20 protein-coding genes are annotated in these 23,745 nt (G+C 62.4%); 15 read left to right on the top strand and 5 right to left on the bottom strand.

Annotation, left to right across the window (positions count from 1 at the left end):
* Positions 1 to 119 precede the first annotated feature (119 nt).
* The gene (locus CUJ84_RS00780) at positions 120 to 1,019 is read right to left on the bottom strand and encodes a GntR family transcriptional regulator (protein ID WP_105008054.1); all 900 of its coding nucleotides are present in this window, start codon (positions 1,017 to 1,019) and stop codon (positions 120 to 122) included.
* 226 nt (positions 1,020 to 1,245) lie between these two features.
* On the opposite strand from CUJ84_RS00780, the gene CUJ84_RS00775 reads away from it, so the two are divergent.
* The 7 genes from CUJ84_RS00775 (at position 1,246) to CUJ84_RS00745 (ending at position 9,450) form a co-directional block, all read left to right on the top strand.
* On the top strand, positions 1,246 to 2,748 hold the full coding sequence (locus tag CUJ84_RS00775) for a UxaA family hydrolase (protein ID WP_105004825.1): 1,503 nt from the start codon (positions 1,246 to 1,248) through the stop codon (positions 2,746 to 2,748).
* Positions 2,749 to 2,842: 94 nt separating this feature from the next.
* Positions 2,843 to 3,862 carry an aldo/keto reductase gene (locus CUJ84_RS00770; protein ID WP_105004824.1) on the top strand — a complete coding sequence of 340 codons (1,020 nt, stop codon included), beginning with the start codon at positions 2,843 to 2,845 and terminating at the stop codon, positions 3,860 to 3,862.
* A 9-nt stretch (positions 3,863 to 3,871) separates the two neighbouring features.
* Positions 3,872 to 4,318 (top strand): RbsD/FucU family protein, encoded by a 447-nt coding sequence (locus tag CUJ84_RS00765; protein ID WP_025393015.1) that lies wholly within the window; start codon positions 3,872 to 3,874, stop codon positions 4,316 to 4,318.
* 208 nt (positions 4,319 to 4,526) lie between these two features.
* On the top strand, positions 4,527 to 5,516 hold the full coding sequence (locus CUJ84_RS00760; protein ID WP_105004823.1) for an ABC transporter substrate-binding protein: 990 nt from the start codon (positions 4,527 to 4,529) through the stop codon (positions 5,514 to 5,516).
* Positions 5,517 to 5,624: 108 nt separating this feature from the next.
* On the top strand, positions 5,625 to 7,178 hold the full coding sequence (locus CUJ84_RS00755) for a sugar ABC transporter ATP-binding protein (protein WP_105004822.1): 1,554 nt from the start codon (positions 5,625 to 5,627) through the stop codon (positions 7,176 to 7,178).
* A 27-nt stretch (positions 7,179 to 7,205) separates the two neighbouring features.
* Positions 7,206 to 8,180, top strand: coding sequence for an ABC transporter permease (locus CUJ84_RS00750; RefSeq protein WP_003545129.1), 975 nt, complete (start codon positions 7,206 to 7,208; stop codon positions 8,178 to 8,180).
* A gap of 250 nt (positions 8,181 to 8,430) precedes the next feature.
* A complete protein-coding gene (locus CUJ84_RS00745; protein ID WP_105004821.1) occupies positions 8,431 to 9,450 on the top strand; it encodes a zinc-binding alcohol dehydrogenase family protein in 1,020 nt (339 codons plus the stop codon).
* A 158-nt stretch (positions 9,451 to 9,608) separates the two neighbouring features.
* On the opposite strand, the gene CUJ84_RS00740 is transcribed toward CUJ84_RS00745, so the two are convergent.
* From CUJ84_RS00740 to CUJ84_RS00730, 3 genes are all read right to left on the bottom strand, one after another.
* Positions 9,609 to 9,893, bottom strand: a complete 285-nt coding sequence (locus CUJ84_RS00740) for a GIY-YIG nuclease family protein (protein ID WP_105004820.1) — start codon at positions 9,891 to 9,893, stop codon at positions 9,609 to 9,611.
* A gap of 86 nt (positions 9,894 to 9,979) precedes the next feature.
* A complete protein-coding gene (locus CUJ84_RS00735) occupies positions 9,980 to 10,708 on the bottom strand; it encodes a copper homeostasis protein CutC (RefSeq protein WP_105004819.1) in 729 nt (242 codons plus the stop codon).
* Positions 10,705 to 11,952 (bottom strand): LysR family transcriptional regulator, encoded by a 1,248-nt coding sequence (locus CUJ84_RS00730; RefSeq protein WP_105004818.1) that lies wholly within the window; start codon positions 11,950 to 11,952, stop codon positions 10,705 to 10,707. Before CUJ84_RS00730 ends, CUJ84_RS00735 begins: the two co-directional genes overlap by 4 nt.
* Positions 11,953 to 12,472: 520 nt before the next feature.
* Between CUJ84_RS00730 and osmF the strand changes: the two genes are divergently transcribed.
* The 6 genes from osmF (at position 12,473) to CUJ84_RS00695 (ending at position 19,335) form a co-directional block, all read left to right on the top strand.
* Positions 12,473 to 13,381: a glycine betaine ABC transporter substrate-binding protein OsmF gene (gene osmF, locus CUJ84_RS00720; protein ID WP_003545119.1), complete on the top strand. Its 909-nt coding sequence runs from the start codon at positions 12,473 to 12,475 to the stop codon at positions 13,379 to 13,381.
* Positions 13,382 to 13,492: 111 nt separating this feature from the next.
* Positions 13,493 to 14,659, top strand: coding sequence for an ABC transporter permease (locus CUJ84_RS00715; protein ID WP_105004816.1), 1,167 nt, complete (start codon positions 13,493 to 13,495; stop codon positions 14,657 to 14,659).
* The gene (locus tag CUJ84_RS00710) at positions 14,656 to 15,600 is read left to right on the top strand and encodes an ABC transporter ATP-binding protein (RefSeq protein WP_105004815.1); all 945 of its coding nucleotides are present in this window, start codon (positions 14,656 to 14,658) and stop codon (positions 15,598 to 15,600) included. Before CUJ84_RS00715 ends, CUJ84_RS00710 begins: the two co-directional genes overlap by 4 nt.
* Complete coding sequence (locus tag CUJ84_RS00705; protein WP_105004814.1) at positions 15,597 to 16,346, top strand: ABC transporter permease; 750 nt, start codon at positions 15,597 to 15,599, stop codon at positions 16,344 to 16,346. Before CUJ84_RS00710 ends, CUJ84_RS00705 begins: the two co-directional genes overlap by 4 nt.
* Positions 16,347 to 16,393: 47 nt before the next feature.
* The gene (locus tag CUJ84_RS00700; protein WP_105004813.1) at positions 16,394 to 16,789 is read left to right on the top strand and encodes a VOC family protein; all 396 of its coding nucleotides are present in this window, start codon (positions 16,394 to 16,396) and stop codon (positions 16,787 to 16,789) included.
* 89 nt (positions 16,790 to 16,878) lie between these two features.
* Entirely contained in the window at positions 16,879 to 19,335 is a 2,457-nt protein-coding gene (locus CUJ84_RS00695; RefSeq protein WP_105004812.1) for a glycoside hydrolase family 2 protein, read from the top strand.
* A 264-nt stretch (positions 19,336 to 19,599) separates the two neighbouring features.
* Here the strand turns inward: CUJ84_RS00695 and CUJ84_RS00690 are convergent, their stop codons facing one another.
* Positions 19,600 to 19,992: a PRC-barrel domain-containing protein gene (locus tag CUJ84_RS00690; RefSeq protein WP_012755878.1), complete on the bottom strand. Its 393-nt coding sequence runs from the start codon at positions 19,990 to 19,992 to the stop codon at positions 19,600 to 19,602.
* Positions 19,993 to 20,238: 246 nt separating this feature from the next.
* Between CUJ84_RS00690 and CUJ84_RS00685 the strand changes: the two genes are divergently transcribed.
* Positions 20,239 to 21,939: a long-chain fatty acid--CoA ligase gene (locus tag CUJ84_RS00685; protein WP_105004811.1), complete on the top strand. Its 1,701-nt coding sequence runs from the start codon at positions 20,239 to 20,241 to the stop codon at positions 21,937 to 21,939.
* Positions 21,940 to 22,119: 180 nt separating this feature from the next.
* The gene (pgi, locus tag CUJ84_RS00680; RefSeq protein WP_105004810.1) at positions 22,120 to 23,745 is read left to right on the top strand and encodes a glucose-6-phosphate isomerase; all 1,626 of its coding nucleotides are present in this window, start codon (positions 22,120 to 22,122) and stop codon (positions 23,743 to 23,745) included.

Genomic DNA, 23,745 nt, shown 5'->3' with positions numbered 1-23,745 from the left:
GGAACCGAGAGGTCGCGGCATAGCCCTTCGCCCCGTTTACGGGGGTCCGAAGGACGGTGCCGGCAGGCGGATGAGGGGCTGGCATCGGCGATCTCTTGGCCGAGATGCCCCGCCCCACCTCAGGTGGTTTCGGTGGCGATCTGCGGCAGGGATTGCAGAAGGGTCTGGCGGGCGGAGTGCAGATGCGCGCGGCAGGCGGTTTCGATCGCGGCCTGATCGCCGGATTCCAGCGCTGCGATATAATCCAGATGTTCGTGGATGGCGCGCTCGTTGCGCTGGCGGGCGGCGGTCTTGTTCCACTGGTAGTGATAGTGGAAGACGATGGCGATCGCATCGTAGAAATCGGCGATGAAGCGGTTCTTCGAGGCGCGGTGGATCAGCAAGTGGAAGCGTTCGTCGAGGACGGAGAAATCCTTGAAGCGCTGGTTGATGTCGGCAAGCATGGCGTGATGTTCGTCGCGGATGGCCGCAAGATCGACCCAGCCCTGACTGTCCCTGGGAAGCCGGCCGAATTCGGCGGCGGAATGCAGCTCGAACATCTCGCGCACATCGGCAAGTTCGAGGGCGAATTCGCGGGTGAAGCCTTTGAGTGTCCAGTGGCTGTTCGGTCGTTTCTCGATGAGGCCGAAGCGGGAGAAGCGGATCAGGAATTCGCGCACGCTGGTCGTGCCGGTGCCGATCTCGCGGGCAAGCTCCAGTTCGTTGATCTGCATGCCGGGTGCGGCATCATCGGCAAGGATGCGCTGCATGAAGCTGCGCTCGATGATATCATGCAGGGAGTCGGTTTCTTCGGAGGGAAAGAGGTCATGGTCTGTGGGTTGGCGCAGCACGATCTTCTGGCGCTTGTTCCAGCGGATGATGCCTTCTTCGCTGAGCCGCGTCAGGATGGCGCGCGCTGTCGAGCGGCTGACGCCGAGCTGGGCGGCGATCTCCGGTTCCGACGGCAATGCGGTATCCGTGCGCAGGGCTACGGCATACCTGTTGTAGGCTTCCTTGAAGACCGTATTCTGCCTTGCCACCAAACCCCGCTTTCCGCCCTCGTGACCGTCGTCCCGCTTCAAAGCAGGACGGAGCGGACCGGGGCTTGTTCAAACGACCTTTAGCTTGATTCCGGTCGCCTGCGGCTCATTGCCTCCCTCGTCCACAGGATCAATATTCCCGTTGACTTGAAAATGTTTATTGTAGATAAAAAACAAAATCAATGCGCTTTCGCCGATGCAGCGAGCGTTTCCCAGGGAGAATAAATTGGACAAACTGCCTTGGATCATCCTTTCGGCCGGCGACAATGTCGCGGTCGCAACGGCGGCAATCGCGCCGGGTTCGACGGTTGCCGGCATTCAGACCCGTGAGAAGATCGACCCTGGCCACAAGGTGGCGATAGCGGATATTCCGCTCGGCTCACCCGTGGTGAAATACGGACAGGCGATCGGCCGCACGACGGCCGAGGTCAAGGCCGGCGACCATGTGCACAGCCACAACCTGCATTTCGAAAACGACCGGCTGGCGGCGACCGCCAATTCGGCGCCGGAAGCGGCGACCACCGATGACAAGGCGCGCACCTTCATGGGCTATCGCCGCGCCGACGGGCGGGCCGCGACACGCAACTATATCGGCATCATCGCCAGCGTGAACTGTTCCACCACGGTCTGCCGGGCAATCGCCGACGAGGCGAACCGGACGATCCTGCCGCATTATGAGGGCATCGACGGTTTCGTGCCGATCGTGCACGACCAGGGCTGCGGCATGAGCTCGACCGGCGACGGCATGAACGTGCTGCACCGGACGCTGGCCGGCTATACAAGGCATGTGAATTTCGGCGGCGTGCTGATGATCGGCCTCGGCTGCGAGGTCAACCAGCTGACGCTGTACGGCCAGAGCGGCGCCGGCGCCTCGAAGCGGCATTTCAACATCCAGGATGCCGGCGGCTCGCGCCGCGCAGTCGAGCGCGCCATGGGCATGCTGCGCGAGATCGCCGCCGATGTCGGCAAGGAAAAGCGCGTGCCGATGTCGATCGGGGAGATCATCATCGGCCTGCAATGCGGCGGCTCCGACGGCTTTTCCGGCATCACCGCCAATCCGGCGCTGGGTGTCGCGGCCGACCTGCTGGCGGCGGCCGGCGGTACGGCGATCCTGTCGGAGACTTCGGAAATCTACGGTGCCGAACATCTGCTACGCAGCCGTGCCGTCAGCGACGAGGTGGCAAAAAAGCTCGACGACAAGATTGCCTGGTGGGAAGATTACGTCGCTCTGCACGGCGCCTCGCTCGACAACAACCCGTCGCCCGGCAACAAGCGCGGCGGGCTGACGACCATCCTTGAAAAGTCGCTCGGCGCGGTTGCCAAGGGTGGGCGCTCGCCGCTGACGGCAGTCTATGGTTATGCCGAGCGGGTCACGGCCCCCGGCCTCGTCTTCATGGACACGCCCGGCTACGACCCGGTCTCGGCGACCGGCCAGGTGGCCGGTGGGGCAAACATGATCGCCTTTACCACAGGCCGCGGCAGCTGCTTCGGCTGCCGGCCGGCGCCGTCGCTGAAGCTTTCCAGCAATTCGGCGCTCTATGCCTCGATGGAAGAGGACATGGACATCGATTGCGGCACGATCGCCACGGGTGACGCGACGATCAGCGGCAAGGGCCGCGAGATCTTCGACCTCATCGTCGATACGGCCTCGGGCAAGAAGACCAAGAGCGAGCTCTTCGGCTACGGCGACAATGAATTCGTGCCTTGGCATCTGGGTGCGACGCTCTGACCTTTTGTTTTGCGCAATCCCTGGGAAAACCGCTTCACACTTTTCCTGGGATTGCTCCAGATAGCGAATTTCAGCTTCTTCGCGAGGAGGAATGATGAAGACGAGACGGATCGGCAAGACCAAGCTGGAGGTGACCGAAATCAGTTTCGGTGCCGCCGCTCTCGGCGGTCTCTACCGCGCCTGCCCGCGCGAGCAGGCGATGGACACGCTGCGGGCGGCCTGGGACAGCGGCATCCGCTATTTCGACGTGGCGCCCTGGTACGGGCTCGGCCTTGCCGAGCGGCGGGTCGGCGATTTCCTGCGCGACCAGCCGGATGGCAGTTACGTGCTGTCCACCAAGGTCGGCAGGCTGCTTCGGCCGGTGCCGACCGGCACCGTGCCGGATTACAGCTATGTCGACCCGCTCTCCTTCGACGCCGATTACGACTATTCCTATGACGGCATCATGCGCTCGGTCGAGTTCAGCTATGCGCGCCTCGGCCTCAACCGCATCGATATTCTCTATGTGCACGATCTCGGCGTCTACACACACGGGGCGGCGAAAAACGCGGTCCACCAGAAGCAGTTTCTCGATTCCGGCGTGAAGGCGCTGGAGGAACTCAAGTCGTCCGGCGCGATCTCCGCCTTCGGCCTCGGCGTCAACGAAGTGCCCGTTTGCCTCGACGTCATGCGCCATTCCGATCTCGACTGCATCCTGCTTGCCGGCCGCTACACGCTGCTCGACCGCTCGGCCGTCGCCGAACTGCTGCCGCTCTGCCGGCAGAAGGGCACGTCGCTCGTCGTCGGCGGCGTCTTCAATTCCGGCATCCTCGCCACCGGCCCGGTGCCGGGTTCGCATTTCGACTATATGCCGGCTGATGACGATGTGCTTGCCAAGGTCGGCGCCATGGAGGCGATTGCCAAAAGCCACGGCGTGCCGCTGGCAGCGCCCGCCCTGCAGTTTCCGCTGCGCGAGGCGATCGTCGCATCGGTGCTGATCGGCACGGCCAAGCCGTCGAGCCTAACGCGCAACATGGAGATCGTCGAGCCGCGGCTTGCCGACGACATCTATGCCGAAATCGAACCCTATACGCTGGTCGCGCCGCCGCTCGGCGCCGAAGCCGTCCGAGTCTGAGGAGAGACTATGCTCAAGGGTATTCATCCGCTACTCGGCCCCGACCTGCTTCATGCGCTGAAGACCATGGGGCATGGCGACGATATCGTCATATCAGACGCCAATTTTCCCTCGGGCTCGATGGGTCCGCCGGTCATTCGCGCCGACGGCGTCAGCGCCACTGACATGGCCGAGGCCATCCTGACCCATATGCCGCTCGACACTTTCGTGCCGGAAGCGGCGTGGCGGATGGAGGTGGTTGGCGATCCCGATGCCATGCCCGAGGTCTGCACCGAGTTCCAGCAGATCGTTGCCAAGCACGCCGGCGATTTCCGCATCGTGCCGGTGGAGCGTTTTGCGTTTTATGCGATGGCCCGCAAGGCCACCTACATCGTCGCGACGACGGAATTCCGGCTGTACGGCAACCTGATTTTGAAAAAGGGCGTCGTCCATCCGCACGAGGTCGACATGGCCTGATCCCTATTTTAGGGTATCGTGGTATTGAAATAAAATCAGTTGCTTGGCAGGAGTTTGCCAAAGAAAAAAAGCCGGTTTGGCGCTCTTGCAATTTGATTGCGCCTCGGCTAGCTTCACCCGGCAAATGTTTTTTATCGATAAAAATCGTCCGCCTGCGTTCAGCGGCCGATTTATTTGGAGGAGAACGCACCCTGAGAGGAGAACCCTTATGAGTATCGTGAAATCCCTTCTGTCCCGCCGCGCCTTTACCGCGCTTGCAGGTGCCGCAGTCATCGCCTCGGCGATGCCGGCAACGTCGTTTGCCGCCGACGTGACGATCCCGATCATCGTCAAGGACACGACGTCCTTCTACTGGCAGATCGTTCTGGCCGGCGCCCGCAAGGCCGGCAAGGATCTCGGCGTCAACGTGCCGGAACTCGGCGCACAGGCCGAATCCGACGTCAACGGCCAGATCAGCATTCTGGAGAACGCCGTTGCCGGCAAGCCGGCCGCTGTCGTCATTTCGCCGACCGAATTCAAGGCGCTCGGCAAGCCGATCGATGAAGCAGCCAAGTCGGTTCCGATCATCGGCATCGACTCAGGTGCCGACTCCAAGGCGTTCAAGTCGTTCCTGACAACCGACAACGTTCAGGGCGGCCGCATCGCCGCTGACGGTCTGGCTGCCGCTATCAAGGGCGCCACCGGCAAGGAAGAGGGCGAAGTCGTCATCCTCACCAACCTTCCGGGCGTCGGCTCGCTGGAACAGCGCCGCGAAGGCTTCCTGGATCAGGTGAAGACCAAGTATCCCGGCCTGAAGGTCATTGCCGACAAGTATGGCGACGGCCAGGCTACAACTGGCCTCAACATGATGACCGACCTGATCACGGCAAATCCGAACCTCGTCGGCATCTTCGCCTCGAACCTGATCATGGCGCAGGGCGTTGGCCAGGCGATTGCCGAAAACAAGCTCGGCGAGAAGATCAAGGTCATCGGCTTTGACAGCGACGACAAGACTGTCGGCTTCCTCAAGGATGGTGCGATTGCCGGCCTCGTCGTTCAGGACCCCTACCGCATGGGTTATGACGGCGTGAAGACCGCGCTTGCCGTCTCCAAGGGCGAGAAGGTCGAAGAGAATGTCGACACCGGTGCAAACCTCGTCACCAAGGCGAATATGGCCGATCCGAAGATCGACGCGCTGCTGAACCCGAAGATCAAGTAATAACGACAGACAGGCCGCGCCGGCTTCAAAAACCGGCGCGGCTTTTTCCATCCGTGCTATGTTTTGCGGGGGATGGAGAGCAGACGCGACACAAGGAGGAGAGGTCCCATGATCGGACTGGAAGAGGTCAGTCATCGCCATGATGACAGTGCGACGCTGAAAGAAGCCAATCGAATTCCCGCCGGATCGCCTATCCTCGAACTCAAGGGCCTGCAGAAGAATTACGGTCATGTGCAGGCGCTGAAGCCAGCGACGCTGACCTTTCTCGCCGGCGAAATCCACGCCATCGTCGGTGAAAACGGCGCCGGCAAATCCACCCTCATCAAATTGCTGACCGGCGTCATCACCCGCACCGCCGGCGAAGTGCTGTGGTGCGGCCAGCCGGTGGGGCTGGCGACGCCGAACGAGGCGATCGCCCGCGGCATCAACGCCGTCCACCAGGAAGTCGTGCTCTGCCGGCACCTGACGGTCGCCGCCAATCTCTTCCTCGGCGACGAGGTCAACCGCTTCGGCCTGATGCGCAAGAAGCAGATGGAGAAGATGGCGCAGGCCGTGCTCGACGATCTCGGCTTCGGCCTGCCGGCCGGTGCGCTGTTGAGCTCGCTGACGATCGGCCAGCAGCAGCTGGTGGCAACGGCGCGCGCGGCGATGCGCGGCACGCAGTTCCTGATCTTCGATGAACCCACGGCCTATCTGACGCGCCAGGAATCGGCGCAGCTCTTCAAGCTGATCCGCCGGCTTCAGGGCGAAGGCGTCACCATCGTCTATATCAGCCACCGCATGGAGGAAGTGTTCGAGCTTGCCGACCGTGTCTCGGTGCTGCGCGACGGCACGCATGTCGGCACACGCCTGATCGGCGAGACCAACGATGCCGAGCTGATCGCGCTGATGATCAACCGCTCGATCGAACAGATCTACCACAAGGAAGAGATTGCGATCGGCGAGACGATCCTCACGGTCAACGGCCTCTCCGGTCCGGGCTTCGAAGATGTGTCACTCAGCGTCAAGGCTGGACAGATCGTCGGGCTCTACGGCCTGATCGGCGCCGGGCGCAGCGAATTCGCGCTCGGGCTCTACGGACGCCAGCCGACGACATCAGGCGATGTCCAATGGATGGGCAAGCCTGTCGACATCCGCAACGAACGCACCGCGATGGAGCTCGGCATTGCGCTGGCGCCGGAAAGCCGGCGCGACCAGGGGCTTTGCCTCAACCTGCCGATCGGCCTCAACATCAACCTGCCGGTGTTCGGGCGGCTGAGCCACGGGCCGGTGATCAACCACACGCGCGAATCGGCCAATGCCGACCAGCAGATCCGCAATCTCAGCATCAAGACGCCGAGCCGGCGCGTTCCGGCCTCTAGCATGTCGGGCGGCAACCAGCAGAAGATCGTCATCGGCAAGTGGCTGAGCCATGGCGCCCGGCTTTTCATCTTCGACGAGCCGACCGTCGGCGTCGACGTCGGCACCAAGGCGGAAATCTACCGGCTGTTCGCCAAGCTTCTGAAGGACGGCGCGGGCATCATCCTGATCTCCTCCTACCTGCCCGAGGTCTACGAACTGGCCGACCGGCTGCACGTCTTCCGCGCCGGCAAAATCGTCGCGAGCCATGATTACCACGCGGCGACGCATGAAGAAGTGCTCAGCGAAGCGATCGGCGTCTGAGCCAAAAGAATAAGAGGGAGAAAATTCATGACTGCCACCCCCACCGAAATCGTCGCGCCGCCGCCGCGCCGGAAAATGAACATCCTGTTCGGCCTGACGCTGATCGGCCTGCTGATCTTCCTCTGGATCGTGCTTGGCGTCGTCACCCCGAGCTTCTGGACGCCGCTCAATATCTCCAACCTGCTGCGGCAGGGTGCGATGACGGCGATCCTGGCACTCGGCCAGACCTTCGTCATCATCACCGCCGGCATCGACCTTTCGGTCGGCGCCATCGTCGGCTTCTGCACCGTGATCATCGCCTGGCTGCTGCAGGCGGGCGTGCCGGTCTGGGGTGCGATCGCGCTGACGCTGCTCATGGGTGTGGCGATCGGCGCCTTCCATGGCTTCGGCATCGTGCATATGGGCCTGCCGCCGTTCATCATCACGCTGGCAACCCTGACATCGCTGCGCGGCATCGGCCTGCTGATTACCAACGGTTCGACGATCAACATCACCAATGAGGGTTTCAGCAATTTCGCCCGCGCCGATCTGCTCAGTATTCCGAGCCTGTTCTGGATGGTCATCCTGGTGGCGGTCCCCTCCTTCATCTTCCTGCATCTGAGCCGTTGGGGCCGCTATCTCTTCGCGGTCGGTTCGAACGCCGAGGCGGCGCGCCTTTCCGGCGTCAACGTCAAGGGCATGATCTACCTCGCCTATATCCTGTCCGCCTCCTTCGCCGCCTTCGTCGGCGTGCTGCTTGCCTCGCGCATCGCCATCGGCAATGCGACGCAGGCCGACGGCTGGGAATTGCAGGCGATCGCTTCCTCCGTCATCGGCGGCACCAGCCTGTTCGGCGCGGTCGGCTCGGTGCATGGCCCACTGATCGGCGCCTTCATTCTCGCCACCATCAACAACGGCGCGAACCTTCTGAACGTCAACTCCTTCTGGCAGCGCATCATCACCGGTCTGCTGATCATCGTGATCGTGTTCTTCGACCAGCTGCGCCGCCGCCGAAGCAATTGAGAGGCGAGCAGGAGATCGCCGCCTGCCCCTCATCCGCCTGCCGGCACCTTCTCCCCGTTTTGACGGGAAGAAGGGGATATGCCGCAAACCTCTCCTTCCCTCGCCAGCATCCCGTTTGGCACGTCCCCTCTCCCCGTTTTTTACGGGAAGAGGGTTAGGGTGAGGGGCAGATGTTTTCGATACGGCGCCACATCGGCGCGAGCCGGCCAGACAAACCGGCTTCCTCCTTCCGAAGAATGTGAGACCCGTCATGAAAGCAGTTCTTTGCCGGGAGCCCGGCGTGCTCGATATCGTCGAGCGTCCTTCGCCAGCGGCTCCCGCCGCCGGCTGGGTGCGTCTTGCCGTCAGCCATGTCGGCATCTGCGGCACCGATTACCACATCTTCGAGGGCAAACATCCCTTTCTCGAATATCCCCGCGTGATGGGGCACGAGATCTCCGCGACGGTGCTGGAAGCGGGCGATGGTGTGACTATCGCAGTCGGCACGCCTGTCATCGTCAATCCCTATCTCTCCTGCGGGCAATGTATCGCCTGCCGTCAGGGCAAGCCGAATTGCTGCACCAATATCAAGGTGCTCGGCGTCCATACCGACGGCGCCTTCTGCGAGGAAATTTCGGTTCCGGCCGAGAACCTCTATGCCGCCAAAGGTGTAAGCCTCGAAGCGGCGGCGACGACCGAGTTCCTGGCGATCGGCGCGCATGCGGTGCGCCGTTCGATGACCGGCCCCGGTGCGCGGGCGCTTGTCATCGGCGCCGGGCCGATCGGGCTCGGGGCAGCGATCTTCTCGCGCATCGCAGGCCATGAGGTGACGCTGCTCGATACCAGCACCGAGCGGTTGCAGATGGCGTCGGAGCGTTTCGGCTTCACCTCCGGCATCGTTGCCAACGAGGCGGCAGCGGAGGCCGTCCGGGAAAAGACCAACGGCGACGGTTTCGACGTGGTCTTCGATGCGACGGGGTACGGCCCTTCGATGGAAAAGGCCTTCTCCTTCGTCGCCCATGGCGGCGCGCTGGTGCTGGTCAGTGTCGTCAAGGACGATATCCGCTTCTCCGATCCGGAATTCCACAAGCGCGAAATGATGGTGATCGGCAGCCGCAACGCCACCCGCGTCGATTTCGAGCATGTCGCGGATTCGATCGCCAAAGGGCTGGTGCCGGTGGACAAACTCATCACCCACCGCACGACGCTTGCCGATGCGCCGCGCGATCTCGCGCGCTGGGCGCATGAGAAGAATGGGTTGATCAAGGCGGTGATCAGTATTGGTGGTTAGGCCGCGCCGGAAAAGTCGTACAGCGTTAGGCCCCTATTTTGTCATGTTCGCGGTACTTGCTGCGTAGGTTCCCCCACACTCCGTCATCCTCGGCCTTGAGCCGAGGATCCATGCGGCGAGCGTTGCGAGAAAGGCGATGGCATCCGCGCAGCCCGACCTCACCACAGCGTAAGATAGAGATCGTTCCATTCGGGATTCATGGCCTCGACAAGATCGATCTTCCATTGCCGGTACCAGCGCTTCAACGATTTCTCGCGCTGGATCGCGCTACCGATATCCCAATGTTCGTCGTACCAGACGAGGCGGGTGCAGCCGTATTTCCATGCAAATCCCGGCGTCAGCCCCTCGCGGTGCTCATAGATGCGACGCTCCAGATCGGATGTCACGCCGATATAGAGCGTGCCGTTTTTCTGGTTGGTCACGATGTAAACATATCCCGCCATGCAGGCAGAGTGCTTGGTCGTGGATGCTCGGGTCAAGCCCGAGCATGACGGAGGTTGAGGGGTGCAATCGACAAACGCAGGCTCCGTTATCCTGCAACCGCCTCGATCGCCCTGCGCATCTGCCTGACGACGGCGACATCGGTCTTGTTCGTGCTTTTCGCCTCGAAGCCGAAGGCGACCGCGCGCGGATCGGCGCTTTCGACCGGTGAACTGCAGGAACCGTGGACCTCGCGGGCGCCGGTCGCCTTCAATATCTCGCCGACATTTGCCGGGCGGATGCCGCTGCCGGGCATGATCGCGATGCGGCCGGCCGCCTTTGCCGAAATGCGCTTCAGCGTGTCGAGGCCTTCGGCGGCCTTCAGGGCACAGCCGGAGGTCAAGATGCGTTCGCAGCCGAGCTCGACCGCCTGCTCCAGCGCCTGATCGGCATCCGGCACCAGATCGAAAGCGCGATGCAGGGTCGAGCCGAGGCCTGCCGCATGCGCCTTCAAACGGTGGATCAACGGCATGTCGAGCGTACCATCCGGCCGGTTGGCGCCGATGACGACACCGGCAAGGCCAGCGGCGCGCACGGCATCGATATCGATCATCATCGCTTCCTCGTCGGCCCCGTCGAAGATGAAAGGGCCGGCATGGGGACGGATCATCGCGTAGACCGGAATGGGCGCTCGGGCGGCGATCTTCATCAGGCTCGGCAGCGGCGTCAGGCCGCCGAGTTCCAGCGCCGAGCAGAGCTCGATGCGGCCAGCGCCACCCTCAACCGCGGCGGCAAGGCCTTCGGCGCTGTCCACGCACACTTCAAGCAAGATTGTCACGCTGCAGTCTCCCTGGGTCGGGCGTCCGTCGGCCTTATGGTGCGCGCGACGGTTTCCGACGTAATTCTCGCCGCCACATCGATGATGACAGTGCAGGCATCGGCGGCGGCTTTTCGATGGTTGAAGGCGACGTGATAGGACATCGGCAGATGCTCGTCGAGATCGACGATGCGCACCTTGTCGGCGATCGGCATGGCGCTGACCCGGCCGAGGAAGGAGACGTAACCGTGATTGGCGACGAGGTCGACGATCACGGGCAGAGAATCCGCCGCGGTGATATCCTGGCTGCGCAGGCGCCGGTTGGGCGCGCGCTCATAGCTGAAGGCCATGGCCGCATGGCCGAGGCCGGTGCGCGGGCTCGGCATGCAGATCGGGTGGCCGGCGACGAGATCGGCGACGCTGGTCTCGGTGCTATCAGGCGGCGCGATCACCACCATGTCGGTCTGCAGCAATTCGCGATGGCGGAAATTTTCCAGCCCGAAGACCGAATCCAGGATCGCGACATCGATGCGGCCGCTCTTCAGCGCTTCGCGCAGATCGTCGGCGGTCATCGAGACCAGCGAGATCGCATTGTTGTTGCGGCGTGCATTCCATTCCGAAACCAGCGTGCCCAGGCAGCGCGCCACCCAGCTTTCCGAGCCGGTCGGGATGATCGAGCCGATGCGCAGCGACCGGGCGGTGCGCCGATAACGCTCGTCGGCCGACGATTTCAGATCGTTCCACGCCTGGCTGATCGCCATGAAGATCTGGTAGGCGCGCCTGCCCTCCTCCGTCAGCACCGAGCCCTGCGCCTGCCGCTCGAACAGGCGATGGCCTAAAAATTTCTCAAGATTGGCAAGCTGAAGCGAAAGCTGCGGCTGACCGAGGCGAAGGCGGCGAGCGGCCCGGTTGATGCTGCCCTGGTCGGCGACTTCGAGAAAACGCTCCATCGTGACGATCTTGACGGGAATGCGGGATGCCCAGGCCTCGTCGATCCCGGCGGCGGCGCCGTCATGACCGGCCCATTGGCCGAGCTCAGCGATCGCAGCCATGATCGGCTCCAGGCCTTCCAGCACCCTGCCGCTCGCAATCAGCGTCGCGAGCTCGCCGGAGGCGCGTTCCGTCAGCGTCATCGCCAGTTCGGTCTCGAGATTATGAATTGCCGTCGAGACGGTGGAGGGCGACAGCTGGAAGCGCCGCGCGGTCTCGCGGACCGAACCGGAGGTCAGGACATGGCTTGCGATGAACAGGGCACCAAGATGCAAACGGCCGCCTCCGGAAAGCGCTGGAAAAACCGGACGATATGATGTGTTCAGGAAAAAAGATATCCCTGCCTCCGGAGAGGCGGGCTATCGTTCGATCATAGAAAAATCCGGGCGGCGGGAATCCGCAACAGAGCCTGGGAATATCGTGGAAACACGCAAGGGGACAAAAACAAATCGCGCCGGCCTTGGAAAAGGGAATGCGTTTCCGCGCGCGGAGGTGCATTCGCCGCCATAATCGTGGCGCGACTGCAAATACTGGAGGGGGCTTGCATCGATTTTTCGGGCATGAACGCTATTTCCATGACGCACGCAATTCCGGCATGATGGCGACTTGGTCGCCTTCGCCGGCAGATTTCCTATGCGCAGGCCTCCCGCCAGGGGTTTGGGCAACTGCATAATTCCTGAAATCGGAACCGATTTCAGGATAAATTATGCAGCAATTCAAAGTGCTACAGCGTCCTTGCACGTCTGAAAGACGTGCGGCGCTGTAGGTCAACGGTGTTTAACAAGGGGATATTCCATGCTGAAGAAACTCGCACTTGCCGTTTCGCTCTCCGCCTTCGCGGTGGGTGCGGCCCATGCCGCCGACGTCGTCGTCTCGTCGAAGATCGACACGGAAGGCACGCTGCTCGGCAACGTCATTGCGCTCGCTCTCGAAGCGAACGGCATCAAGACACAGGACCGCATCGCGCTTGGCGCAACACCGGTCGTGCGCAAGGCGATCACCGCCGGCGAAATCGACATCTATCCCGAATATACCGGCAATGCCGGGTTCTTCTTCAACAAGGCCGATGACGCCGCCTGGAAGAATATCGACCAAGGCTATGAGCTGGCGAAGAAGCTCGATTACGACGCCAACAAGATCGTCTGGCTGACGCCGTCGCCTGCCAACAACACCTGGGCGCTCGCCGTGCGCAGCGATGTCGCCGGTCCGAACAAGCTGAAGAGCCTCACGGACTTCGGCAAATGGGTTGCCGGCGGCGGTGCCGCCAAGCTTGCCGCCTCCGCCGAATTCGTCAATTCGGCCGGCGCACTTCCGGCCTTCCAGACGACCTACGGTTTCCAGCTGAAGCCCGACCAGATGGTCGTTCTCTCCGGCGGCGACACGGCGGCGACGATCAAGGCGGCGGCCGACCAGACGAACGGCGTCAACACCGCCATGGTCTACGGCACCGACGGCGCCATCGAAGCGGCTGAACTCACCGTTCTCGAAGACGACAAGAATGTCCAGCAGGTCTATGCCCCGACGCCGATCATCCGCGAAGAGGTGTTGAAGGCCAATCCGAAGATCGAGGAAGTGCTCTCGCCGATCTTCAAGAGCCTGACCGCCGACGAGTTGCGCAAGCTCAACGCCAAGATCCAGGTCGACGGCGAGCCGGCAAAATCCGTCGCCGAAGCCTATCTCAAGGAAAAAGGCTTCCTGAAGTAGTCATCGATCGCTCCGCCCGATTTCGGGCGGAGCCCCCTTCGCTGACAGGATTGGGCTGACAGGGTTGGGCTGATAGGGATGGGCTGATGTTGGCCAGACAGGGTTGATTTGATGGAAGAAACCTTAGCGGTCCGCAGGCTGGACCGGCTCGGCGTGGTTCTGGTGGCCGGCGGCATCGCGGCGACAGCACTGATGCCCTTCATCTACGTGAAGGCGAACCGCATCGCCGCCGGCAAGCCGATGCTGCTGTTGCAGCTTCTTCCCCAGCCTTCCGTCATCATCCTGACCGCCCTTCTCCTTCTCACCGCCTTCGCCACGCTGTTCCTCACCAATGCGATAGCGCGGCTTATCATCGCCACACTCTGCCTTGCGGCGCTGATCGTTGCGATCGGCCTCGTCTCGACGGCGGCAACGCCCCCCGGCAGCACGGTGGCGCGCATGACGCCGGGCGGCGGCTTCTGGATGCTGTTTGCGGTGATCGGCCTCGTGATATCAGATGCGCTGGTGAAGATCCGGCTGGCGCCGTGGATGCGGGTCGCAGCCCTTGCAGCCTATACGGCGCTGCTCTTCATCTCGCTCTCCTCCGGCCTGCTCGACAGCCTCTCGATCATGAAGGAATTCTCGACGCGGGCTCCGCAGTTCGAGACCGAAGCGATCTCGCATCTGCTGCTGGCGTTCGGCTCGCTTGCCATCGCCATTGTTCTCGGCCTGCCGCTCGGCATCCTCTGCTTCTGGGTGCCGAAACTGCGCGCCATCGTGCTGCAGGGGCTGAGCCTCATCCAGACGATCCCTAGTCTGGCACTCTTCGGTCTGTTGATGCTACCGCTCGGCTATCTCGCCACCCATGTGCCGCTCGCCGCCGCGATCGGCATCCGCGGCATCGGCACGGCGCCTGCCTTGATTGCGCTGGTGCTCTATTCGCTGCTGCCGATCGTCGCCAACACCGTCGTCGGCCTGCAGGGCGTCGACCCTTCGGTGCGCGATGCTGCGGCCGGCATGGGGCTGACGCGCTTACAGATCCTGACCGGCATCGACATGCCGCTCGCCTTTCCCGTCATCCTCACCGGCATCCGCATCGTGCTGGTGCAGGCGATCGGCATGGTGACGATCGCCGCGCTGATCGGCGGCGGCGGCTTCGGCATTTTCATCTTCCAGGGGCTCGGCCAGACGGCCATGGACCTCGTCCTGCTCGGCGCCGTGCCGACCGTCTTCTTCGCCTTCTCATCGGCCGTCATCCTCGATGCGGTCATCGACAGCATCCGGGGATCCGCCGCATGACCATGATCGAGATCAGGAACGTCACCAAGCGCTACGGCACGGCCACCGTCGTCGACAACGTCTCGATGAGCGTCGAGAAGGGTGAGATCACCGTCATCGTCGGCACGTCGGGCTCGGGCAAATCGACGCTGATGCGGATGATCAACCGGCTGGTGCCGATCACCGAAGGCGAAATCTTCGTCGGCGGACAGAATGTGATGGACGTTCCAGTGACGGAGCTTCGCCGCAAGATCGGCTATGCCATCCAGGGACACGGCCTGTTTCCGCACCGGACCGTGGCGCAGAATATCGCCACCGTGCCGCAGCTTCTCGATTGGGATTCCGCCCGCATCGCCAAACGCGTCGAAGAACTGCTCGGGCTCTTCAATCTCGATCCGGCAACCTTTGCCGACAAATATCCGCACCAGCTCTCCGGCGGCCAACAGCAGCGCGTCGGCGTCGCCCGGGCGCTGGCGGCCGAGCCGGAACTGCTGTTGATGGACGAACCCTTCGGCGCGCTCGATCCCGTCATCCGCGGCAAGGCGCAGGACGACCTGCTGGCGATCCAGAAACAGTTCGGTACGACGGTTATTCTCGTCACCCACGACATGGACGAGGCCTTCCATCTCGGCAACCAGATCGCGGTGATGAGCCAGGGCAGGTTGCTGCAATGCTCGACGCCGGAAAAAATCCTCACCGAACCCGCCGATCCCTTCGTCCAGCAATTGACCGGGACGTCCGACCGGGCCTTGAAACTGATGTCGCTGCTGCCGCTGAAGGAGAGCATGGAGCCGGCCAAGACCGGTCTCGCCTATGCCCTGCCGCAGTCGCTCAGCCTGCGTGATGCACTGGCCGAGATGATCTGGCAGGGGGTTGATGAAGCGGCCGTGCAGGATGGTGAAAAGGCGCCTGTGGGCTCGATCTCGATGACCCGGCTTCTCGAACTGGGCCGCAAGGCATGAAGCTCCTCGTCGCCAATCTCTTCCGCCTGGCGGCGCTCGCCCTGCTCCTGATCCTGCTGTTCAGGACGGAGTGGCTCTCCTTCCTGCTGGTGCCGCTGACCAGCAACAATGCGCCTGCCGTCTATACGCAGAACAGCCTTGCCTCGCTGGCTGTCGGGCATCTGCAGCTGGTGATCGGATCGATTGTCTGCAGCGCCGTGCTCGCCGTTGTCGGCGGCATCTTCGTGACGCGGGAAAGTGGGGCTGACTTCCTGCCGCTGTCGCGCGCCATCGCCAATGCGGGGCAGACTTTTCCGCCGGTCGCGGTGCTGGCGCTCGCGGTTCCCGCCACCGGTTTCGGCGCCATGCCGACGCTGATCGCGCTCTTTCTCTACGGCCTGCTGCCGATCTTCGAAAACACCGTTGCCGGCTTGAAGCAGGTTTCGCCGCAGGTTCTCGATGCCGCCGACGGCATGGGCATGAACGGCACGCAGCGGCTGCTGCGGGTCGAGCTTCCGCTTGCCCTGCCGCTGATCCTCGAAGGGCTGAAGGTTGCGACTGTGATCAATATCGGCACGGCGACGATCGGCTCGACGGTTGCGGCCAAGGGCCTCGGCGAAGTCATCATCGCCGGGCTGATCTCCGACAATACCGCCTTCATCCTGCAGGGCGGCCTGATCGTCGGCCTGATGGCGGTGCTGATCTATGACGCCATGGGCTTGATCGAAGGAGCGATTACGCGAAGAATCGGCTTGCGCCCGGCGTAAGAGGACGGGTACCAAGATCTCAGTGATCGGCACATTGGGAGGCAGACTTGGCGAAGATGATCCACTCCATGATCCGCGTTCTCGATGAGGCGCGCTCCGTCGAATTCTACGAGAGGGCCTTCGGCCTTTCGGTCGCCGACCGCGTCGATTTCGAAACCTTCACGCTGATCTATATGAGCAATGCCGAGACCAGCTTCGAGCTGGAATTGACCGTCAACAAGGGCCGGACCGCACCCTATGACCTCGGCAATGCCTATGGCCATCTTGCCGTCTCGGTCGAGGAGGTGGCGGTCGAGCGAGAGCGGCTGTCGAAGCTCGGGCTCAATCCGGGTGAACTGGTAGAGCTCAACCGCGACGGCAAGCTCTTCGGCCTGTTCTTCTTCATCAGCGATCCCGATGGCTACAAGATCGAGGTGCTGCAGCGCCACGGCCGGTTTCTCTGACGCATTCGTGCCGAGCCGGATTGCGGCGGCACACATCCAATCTCCCGATAATCCCACAGCTTCGAGCGGCATGAACCAGGAGCCCGCCTATGATCGAGAAGACCGAGCTCAATTCCGGCTGGACGCTCTCCTGTAACGATACAGCAAGGCCCGGCCTGCCTGCCGCAATCCCCGCAACGGTGCCGGGCTGCGTGCATCTCGACCTTCTCGCCAACCGGCTGATCCCCGATCCCTATATCGACGTCAACGAGATCAGCAGTGACTGGATCGGCAAAACCGACTGGAGCTATCGCTGCACGTTCGAGGCTATGCCTGACGATGGCAGGGTGCAGGAGCTCGTCTTTGACGGGCTCGATACGATAGCGGTGATATCCCTCAACGGGGAAGAGATCGGCCGCACCTTCAACATGCACCGTACCTATCGTTTCGATGTTTCCGGATTGCTGAAGACTGGCCAGAACGAACTCACCGTCACCTTCCGCTCGGCTTACGCCTATGGCGCGGAGATGGAAAAGCACTACGGCTACCGTCCCAACAACTATCCGGGACCGGGCAATCTGATGCGCAAGATGGCCTGCAATTTCGGCTGGGACTGGGGGCCGACGCTGGTGACGGCGGGCGTCTGGAAGCCCGTCCGGCTGGAAAGCTGGGATCGGGCGCGGCTTGCCGAAACGCGGGTGTCGGCGACACTTGCCGGCGGCGACGGGCTGGTAAAAGTGCATGCCAGGTTGGCGCGGCATAGCGATAAGGCGCCGTTGAGGCTCGTTGCCGAAATCGGCGGCGTGACCACAACGGTCGCGATTGGGCCTGACGAAGACGCGGTTTCGTTCGAGCTTGCCCTCCCCTCGCCGCAGCTCTGGTGGCCGCACCATCTCGGCGCACAGCCGCTCTATCCGCTGACGCTCAGGTTGGTCGACGAGGCCAGCGACGATCTGCTCGACAGCTATCAGCGCGAACTCGGGTTCCGCTCGCTACGGCTCGATACCTCCGCCGACGAGCATGGCTCGGCCTTCACCTTCGTCATCAACGACGTACCGCTCTTCATCTGCGGGGCGAACTGGATTCCGGACGATTGTTTCCCCCCGCGGGTGACGGCCGAGCGCTACGCCGCGCGGATCGAGGAGGCAAAGGCCGCCAATATCCACATGCTGCGCGTCTGGGGCGGCGGCATTTTCGAGACCGACGAATTCTATGAGACCTGCGACCGCGCCGGCATGCTGGTCTGGCAGGATTTCCTCTTTGCCTGCGCCGCCTATCCGGAGGAGGAGCCGCTCAGAAGCGAGGTCGAGGCGGAGGTGCGCGACAATGTCGTGCGGCTGATGCCGCATGCCTCGCTGGTGCTCTGGAACGGCAATAACGAGAACATCTGGGGCTTCGACGAATGGGGCTGGCGGCCGATCATCAAGGCCGGCGAAAGCTGGGGCCTCGGCTACTATCTCGACCTGCTGCCGAAACTCTGCGCCGAAGTTGATCCGGACCGCCCCTATTATCCCGGCAGCCCCTATTCCGGCTCGATGGAGATCGAACCGAATGCCGACGGACATGGCTGCAAACATATCTGGGACGTGTGGAACGATGTCGGTTACGAGGTCTATCGCAACTATATCCCCCGCTTCTGCTCTGAATTCGGCTGGCAGGCGCCGGCTGCCTGGGCGACGATCGAAGAAAGCGTGCACGACGCGCCGCTGACGCCGCAATCGAACGGCGTCTTCCACCATCAGAAGGCAACTGAGGGCAATGACAAGCTGATCCGCGGCCTGTCCGGCCATCTGCCGGAGCCACGGACGATGGATGATTGGCACTTCGCCACCCAGCTCAACCAGGCGCGCGCCATCCGCTTCGGCGTCGAGCACATGCGCTCGCATCGGAATATCTGCAAGGGTGCGGTGGTCTGGCAGTTCAATGATTGCTGGCCGGTGACCTCATGGGCAGCCCTCGATTCGGCCGGACGCCGCAAACTCCTCTGGTATGCGCTGAAGGCAGCCTATGATCCGCGCTTGCTGACGATCCAGCCGCGCGGCGGCGGGCTTGCTGCGGTGGCCGTTAATGAACGGACGCTGTTCTGGCGGGCGAAAATCAGCGGCAAACGCCTGAAGCTTGACGGCACCGTGCTTGCCGAATTCGAATTCTGGCGCCTGCTCTGCGACCGCTTCGAGGCAAAGGAATTTCCGCTTCCGGAGGATATCGTCACCCCCGACTTACCGAAGGACGAGTTCATCGTCGTGCAGATGCTCGACCGGCGCGCCTTCCACTATTTCGTCGAGGATATCGAGCTTGCCTTGCCGGCGCCGCGGCTGACGGTCGATGTCGTCGGGATCGACGGCGGGTATCAGGTCAAGGTGACGGCGCAAAACTTCCTCAAGGATCTTTGCCTGATGGCCGATCGGCTGGATCCGGATGCCGTTGTCGATTCGATGCTGGTGACGCTGCTGCCGGGCGAGAGCCATGTCTTTGCGGTCAAGACGGCAAAGGCGATCGTGGCAGACGACATTGTCGTCGGCACCGTGCTGCGCTCGGCCAACGATCTTGTTGTCGGTTCGCGCTAATGGGCTGCCCTCATCCTAACCCTGTCCCCGTAAAAACGGGGAGAGGGGACGTGCCCTGCGAGAGGTGCCGGGGAACGGAGAGCTTGCGACATGGTCCCTTCGCCCCGTTTACGGGGGTCCGAAGGACGGGTCGAGTCACGTGGCTCGACCCAGGCAGAGGTGGCGGCAGCCGGATGAGGGGCTGCCGAGCCACGACATTTGTCGCCAAACACTAAAAAGGCCCCGCATCCGCGGGGCCCTTCCAGCTCGGCCTATCGGACGACGTTACATCCAGTAGGGCGGCACGCCGTAGTAATCATAGACCCGGCGGCCATTGTCGTTGTACCAGGTGTCGTCATCGTCCGAATAGCTCGGGGCGCCTTCGATCTGCTCCTTGGTCAGGTCGATGCGATAGCCATCCAGCTGGGTGTCGTAGTTCAGCTTTTCCCAGGGAAGCGGATAGTGGTCGTGACCGATGCCCAGGAAGCCACCGAAGCTCAGCACGGCATAGGCAACACGGCCGTCGAGCTTTCCGATGATCAGGCGTTCGATCGAGCCGATATGCCTGCCATCGGCCCCATAGACACGGGTGCCTTCGACGCGGTCGCTGGCGATCAGCGAGTGCGTGACCTTGGCATTCGGGTCGCGGCGGGTGGCGTCAGTATCCTGGTTCAACATTGTGCACCTCCTTTTGGTGTTTCCTCATGGTGAGTATGCAAGATCAACGTCATGGCGGACTCAAAGTTCCCCATCTTTCCATGATCGTGTATCGGCGGAATATTGACGTTTACGTCAAGGTTAGTATAGCGTCATTCGGCTTGAACCATTCAGGCAATCGCATAAGCTGCCGGACTGGAAGATGGAGGATCTTTCCGGTTATCTGCCGAATGATATCGGCGCGGCGGCCGCAGGGGAGAGAGACAGATGAACAGCATTTCCGTCCATCCAAACGGCGCCAGGCCGGACAAGCCCTGGCTTGCCGCCTATCCCGATATCGTTCCGGCAGAGATTCCGCCGCTGGAATATGCCTCGCTTGCCGAACTGCTGGAAAAATCCTGCGACCGTTACGCCGACCGGACCGCCTTTTCCAGCATGGGCAAGGGGATGCGCTATCGCGAACTGGAGAGCCAGACGCGCAAGGTCGCCGCCTGGCTGCAGAGCACCGGCCTTCAGAAGGGCGACCGCGTCGCCGTGATGATGCCGAACGTGCTGCAGAACCCGATTGCCACCTATGCCATCCTGCGCGCCGGCCTCGTGGTGGTGAACGTCAACCCGCTCTATACGCCGCGCGAACTCGAACACCAGTTGAAGGATTCCGGCGCCAAGGCGATCTTCGTGCTGGAGAATTTCGCCCGCACGGTGGAGCAGGTGCTTAACAAGACCGACCTTCGCCATGTCGTCGTCACCTCGCTCGGGGAAATGCTGGGGCCGAAGGGGCTGATCGTCAATTTCGTCGTGCGCAAGGTGAAGAAGCTCGTTCCCTCCTGGTCGATCCCTCAGCACAAGAGCTTCGGCCAGGTGCTTCGCGAAGGTGCGGGAAAAAAGCTCCAGCCGGTCACGCTGACGGGCAGCGACATCGCCTTCCTGCAATATACCGGCGGCACGACGGGCGTTGCCAAGGGCGCGATGCTGACGCATCAGAACCTGCTCGCCAACAAGGTGCAGCTGTCGCTCTGGCTTCGATCGGCCTTCGAGCGCAAGAAAGAGCCGGAGGTGCTGAACTTCCTCTGCGCCCTGCCGCTCTACCACATCTTCGCGCTGACGGTGAATTCGCTGATGGGCATGTCGCTCGGCGCCCACAATATCCTGATCGCCAATCCGCGCGACATTCCCGGCCTCGTCAAAGAATTCGACAAGTCGAAAGTCCATATCTTCCCCGGCCTCAACACGCTGTTCAATGCGCTGATGAACAATGCCGATTTCGCCAAGCTCGACTTCTCCTCGCTGATCATGTCGCTCGGCGGCGGCATGGCTGTGCAGCGCCCGGTCGCCGACCGCTGGCTGAAGATAACAGGCACGGCAGTGACGGAAGGCTACGGCCTTTCCGAGACATCGCCCGTTGCCACCGCCAACCGCTTCGATTCGGCTGAGTTCACCGGCACGATCGGCCTGCCGCTTCCCTCCACCGAACTCGACATCCGCGACGAGGCAGGCAATTCGCTGCCGCTCGGCGACGTCGGCGAGATCTGCATCCGCGGACCGCAGGTGATGGCCGGCTACTGGCAGAAGCCGGAGGAGACGGCGCGGGTGATGACCGATGACGGCTACTTCCGCTCGGGCGACATGGGCTTCATGGACGACCGCGGCTACACCAAGATCGTCGACCGCAAGAAGGACATGATCCTCGTCTCCGGCTTCAACGTCTATCCGAACGAGATCGAGGAAGTCGCCGCTATGCATGCCGGCATCCTCGAGGCCGCAGCCATCGGCGTGCCGGACGGACATTCTGGCGAGGCGGTAAAACTCTTCGTCGTCAGGAAGGATCCGAACCTGACGGAAGCCGAGGTAAAAGCCCACTGCATCGCCAACCTCACCAACTACAAGCGGCCGCGCTTCATCGAGTTCCGCACCGAGCTGCCGAAGTCGCCTGTTGGTAAGATCCTGCGCAAGGACCTGCGCGGCTGAATTTGACGATCTGATGAAATCGAGCCTTTCCTGGTCAGATTGAAGCTGACCAGGAAAGGCTCTAAGGGCCATCCGCTTGCCGCGGGTGGCTTTTTTCTATTTCGGCAGGCGGCTGAACTTGATTTGCGAGTGATAAAGCGAATAGTTTCCGCAACCTTTCCGCCTCCAAAGGAGCCTCCCATGAACGCCATCGTCGAACAGCTGAAAAGCACCGCTGATGCCACCAAGGCAACCGATATCCGTGCCGCCTTCGCCGCCGATTCGCAGCGCTTTTCGCGCTTTTCCGTCTCGCTTGACGACCTGTTGATGGATTTTTCCAAGACGGCGGTGAATGACGACATCCTCAAGCTCCTGGTGAAGCTCGCCGAAGACGGCGGCGTCGAGAAGAAGCGCGAGGAAATGTTTTCCGGCAAGGCGATCAATTTCACCGAGGACCGCGCCGTTCTGCACACCGCGCTGCGCAACCGCTCCAACACGCCGGTTCTGGTCGACGGCAAGGACGTCATGCCCGACGTCAATGCGGTGCTTGCCGCCATGGGCAAGTTTGCCGACGACGTCCGCTCCGGCACGCTGAAGGGTGCAACCGGCAAGGCGATCACCGATGTCGTCAATATCGGCATCGGCGGCTCGGATCTCGGCCCGGTGATGGCAACGCTGGCGCTGGCACCCTTTCATGACGGCCCGCGCGCCCATTTCGTCTCCAATATCGACGGCGCCCATATCGCTGACATCCTGAAGCTGGTGCAGCCGGAAACGACGCTGTTCATCGTCGCCTCGAAGACCTTCACCACCGTCGAGACGATGACCAATGCGCAGACGGCGCGCAATTTCATCGCCAAGGCGCTCGGCGAAGCGGCCGTGCAGCACCACTTCGCCGCCGTCTCGACGGCGCTCGACAAGGTCGCCGCCTTCGGCATCGACAGCGCCCGCGTCTTCGGCTTCTGGGACTGGGTCGGTGGCCGTTACTCGATCTGGTCGGCGATCGGCCTGCCGCTGATGATCGCCGTCGGGCCGGAGAATTTCGGCAAATTCCTCGACGGCGCCCATGCCGTCGACAATCATTTCCGTAAGGCGCCGATTACCGAGAACCTGCCGATACTGCTGGGTCTGATCGGCTTCTACCATCGCAATGTGCTGGGCTACCCCACCCGCGCCATCCTGCCCTACGACCAGCGCCTGTCGCGCTTCCCGGCCTATCTGCAGCAGCTCGACATGGAATCGAACGGCAAGGGCGTCACCATCGACGGCACGCCGGTCGAGGGTAATTCCGGCCCGGTCGTCTGGGGCGAGCCCGGCACCAACGGCCAGCACGCCTTCTACCAGCTCATCCATCAGGGCACGAGCATCATCCCGGCCGAATTCATGATCGCCGCCAACGCCTTCGAGCCGGAGCTGCGCCACCAGCACCAGCTGCTGATCTCCAACGTGCTTGCCCAGTCGGAAGCGCTGATGAAGGGACGCACCTTCGCAGAAGCCAAGAAGCAGCTGACCGACAAGGGCATGGACGACAAGAAGGCCGATTTCATCGCGCCGCACCGCGTCTTTAACGGCAACCGGCCGTCGATCACTTTCGTCTACGACAAGCTGACGCCTTATGCGCTCGGCCGCCTGATCGCGCTCTACGAACATCGCGTCTTCGTCGAAGGCGTGCTCTTCCGCATCAACTCCTTCGACCAGTGGGGCGTCGAGCTCGGCAAGGAACTGGCGACGGGCCTGCTGCCTGTCGTCGAAGGCAAGGAAAGTGCGGCATCGCATGATTCGTCGACGCAGGGCCTGGTTGCGGCGCTGGCGAAGCTTGCGAAGTAA

The sequence above is a fragment of the Rhizobium leguminosarum genome (assembly GCF_002953715.1).
GTDB classification, from domain to species: domain Bacteria; phylum Pseudomonadota; class Alphaproteobacteria; order Rhizobiales; family Rhizobiaceae; genus Rhizobium; species Rhizobium leguminosarum_V.
The sequence above is the reverse complement of the archived record's forward strand: the minus strand, read 5'-3'. Positions and strand labels throughout refer to the sequence as shown.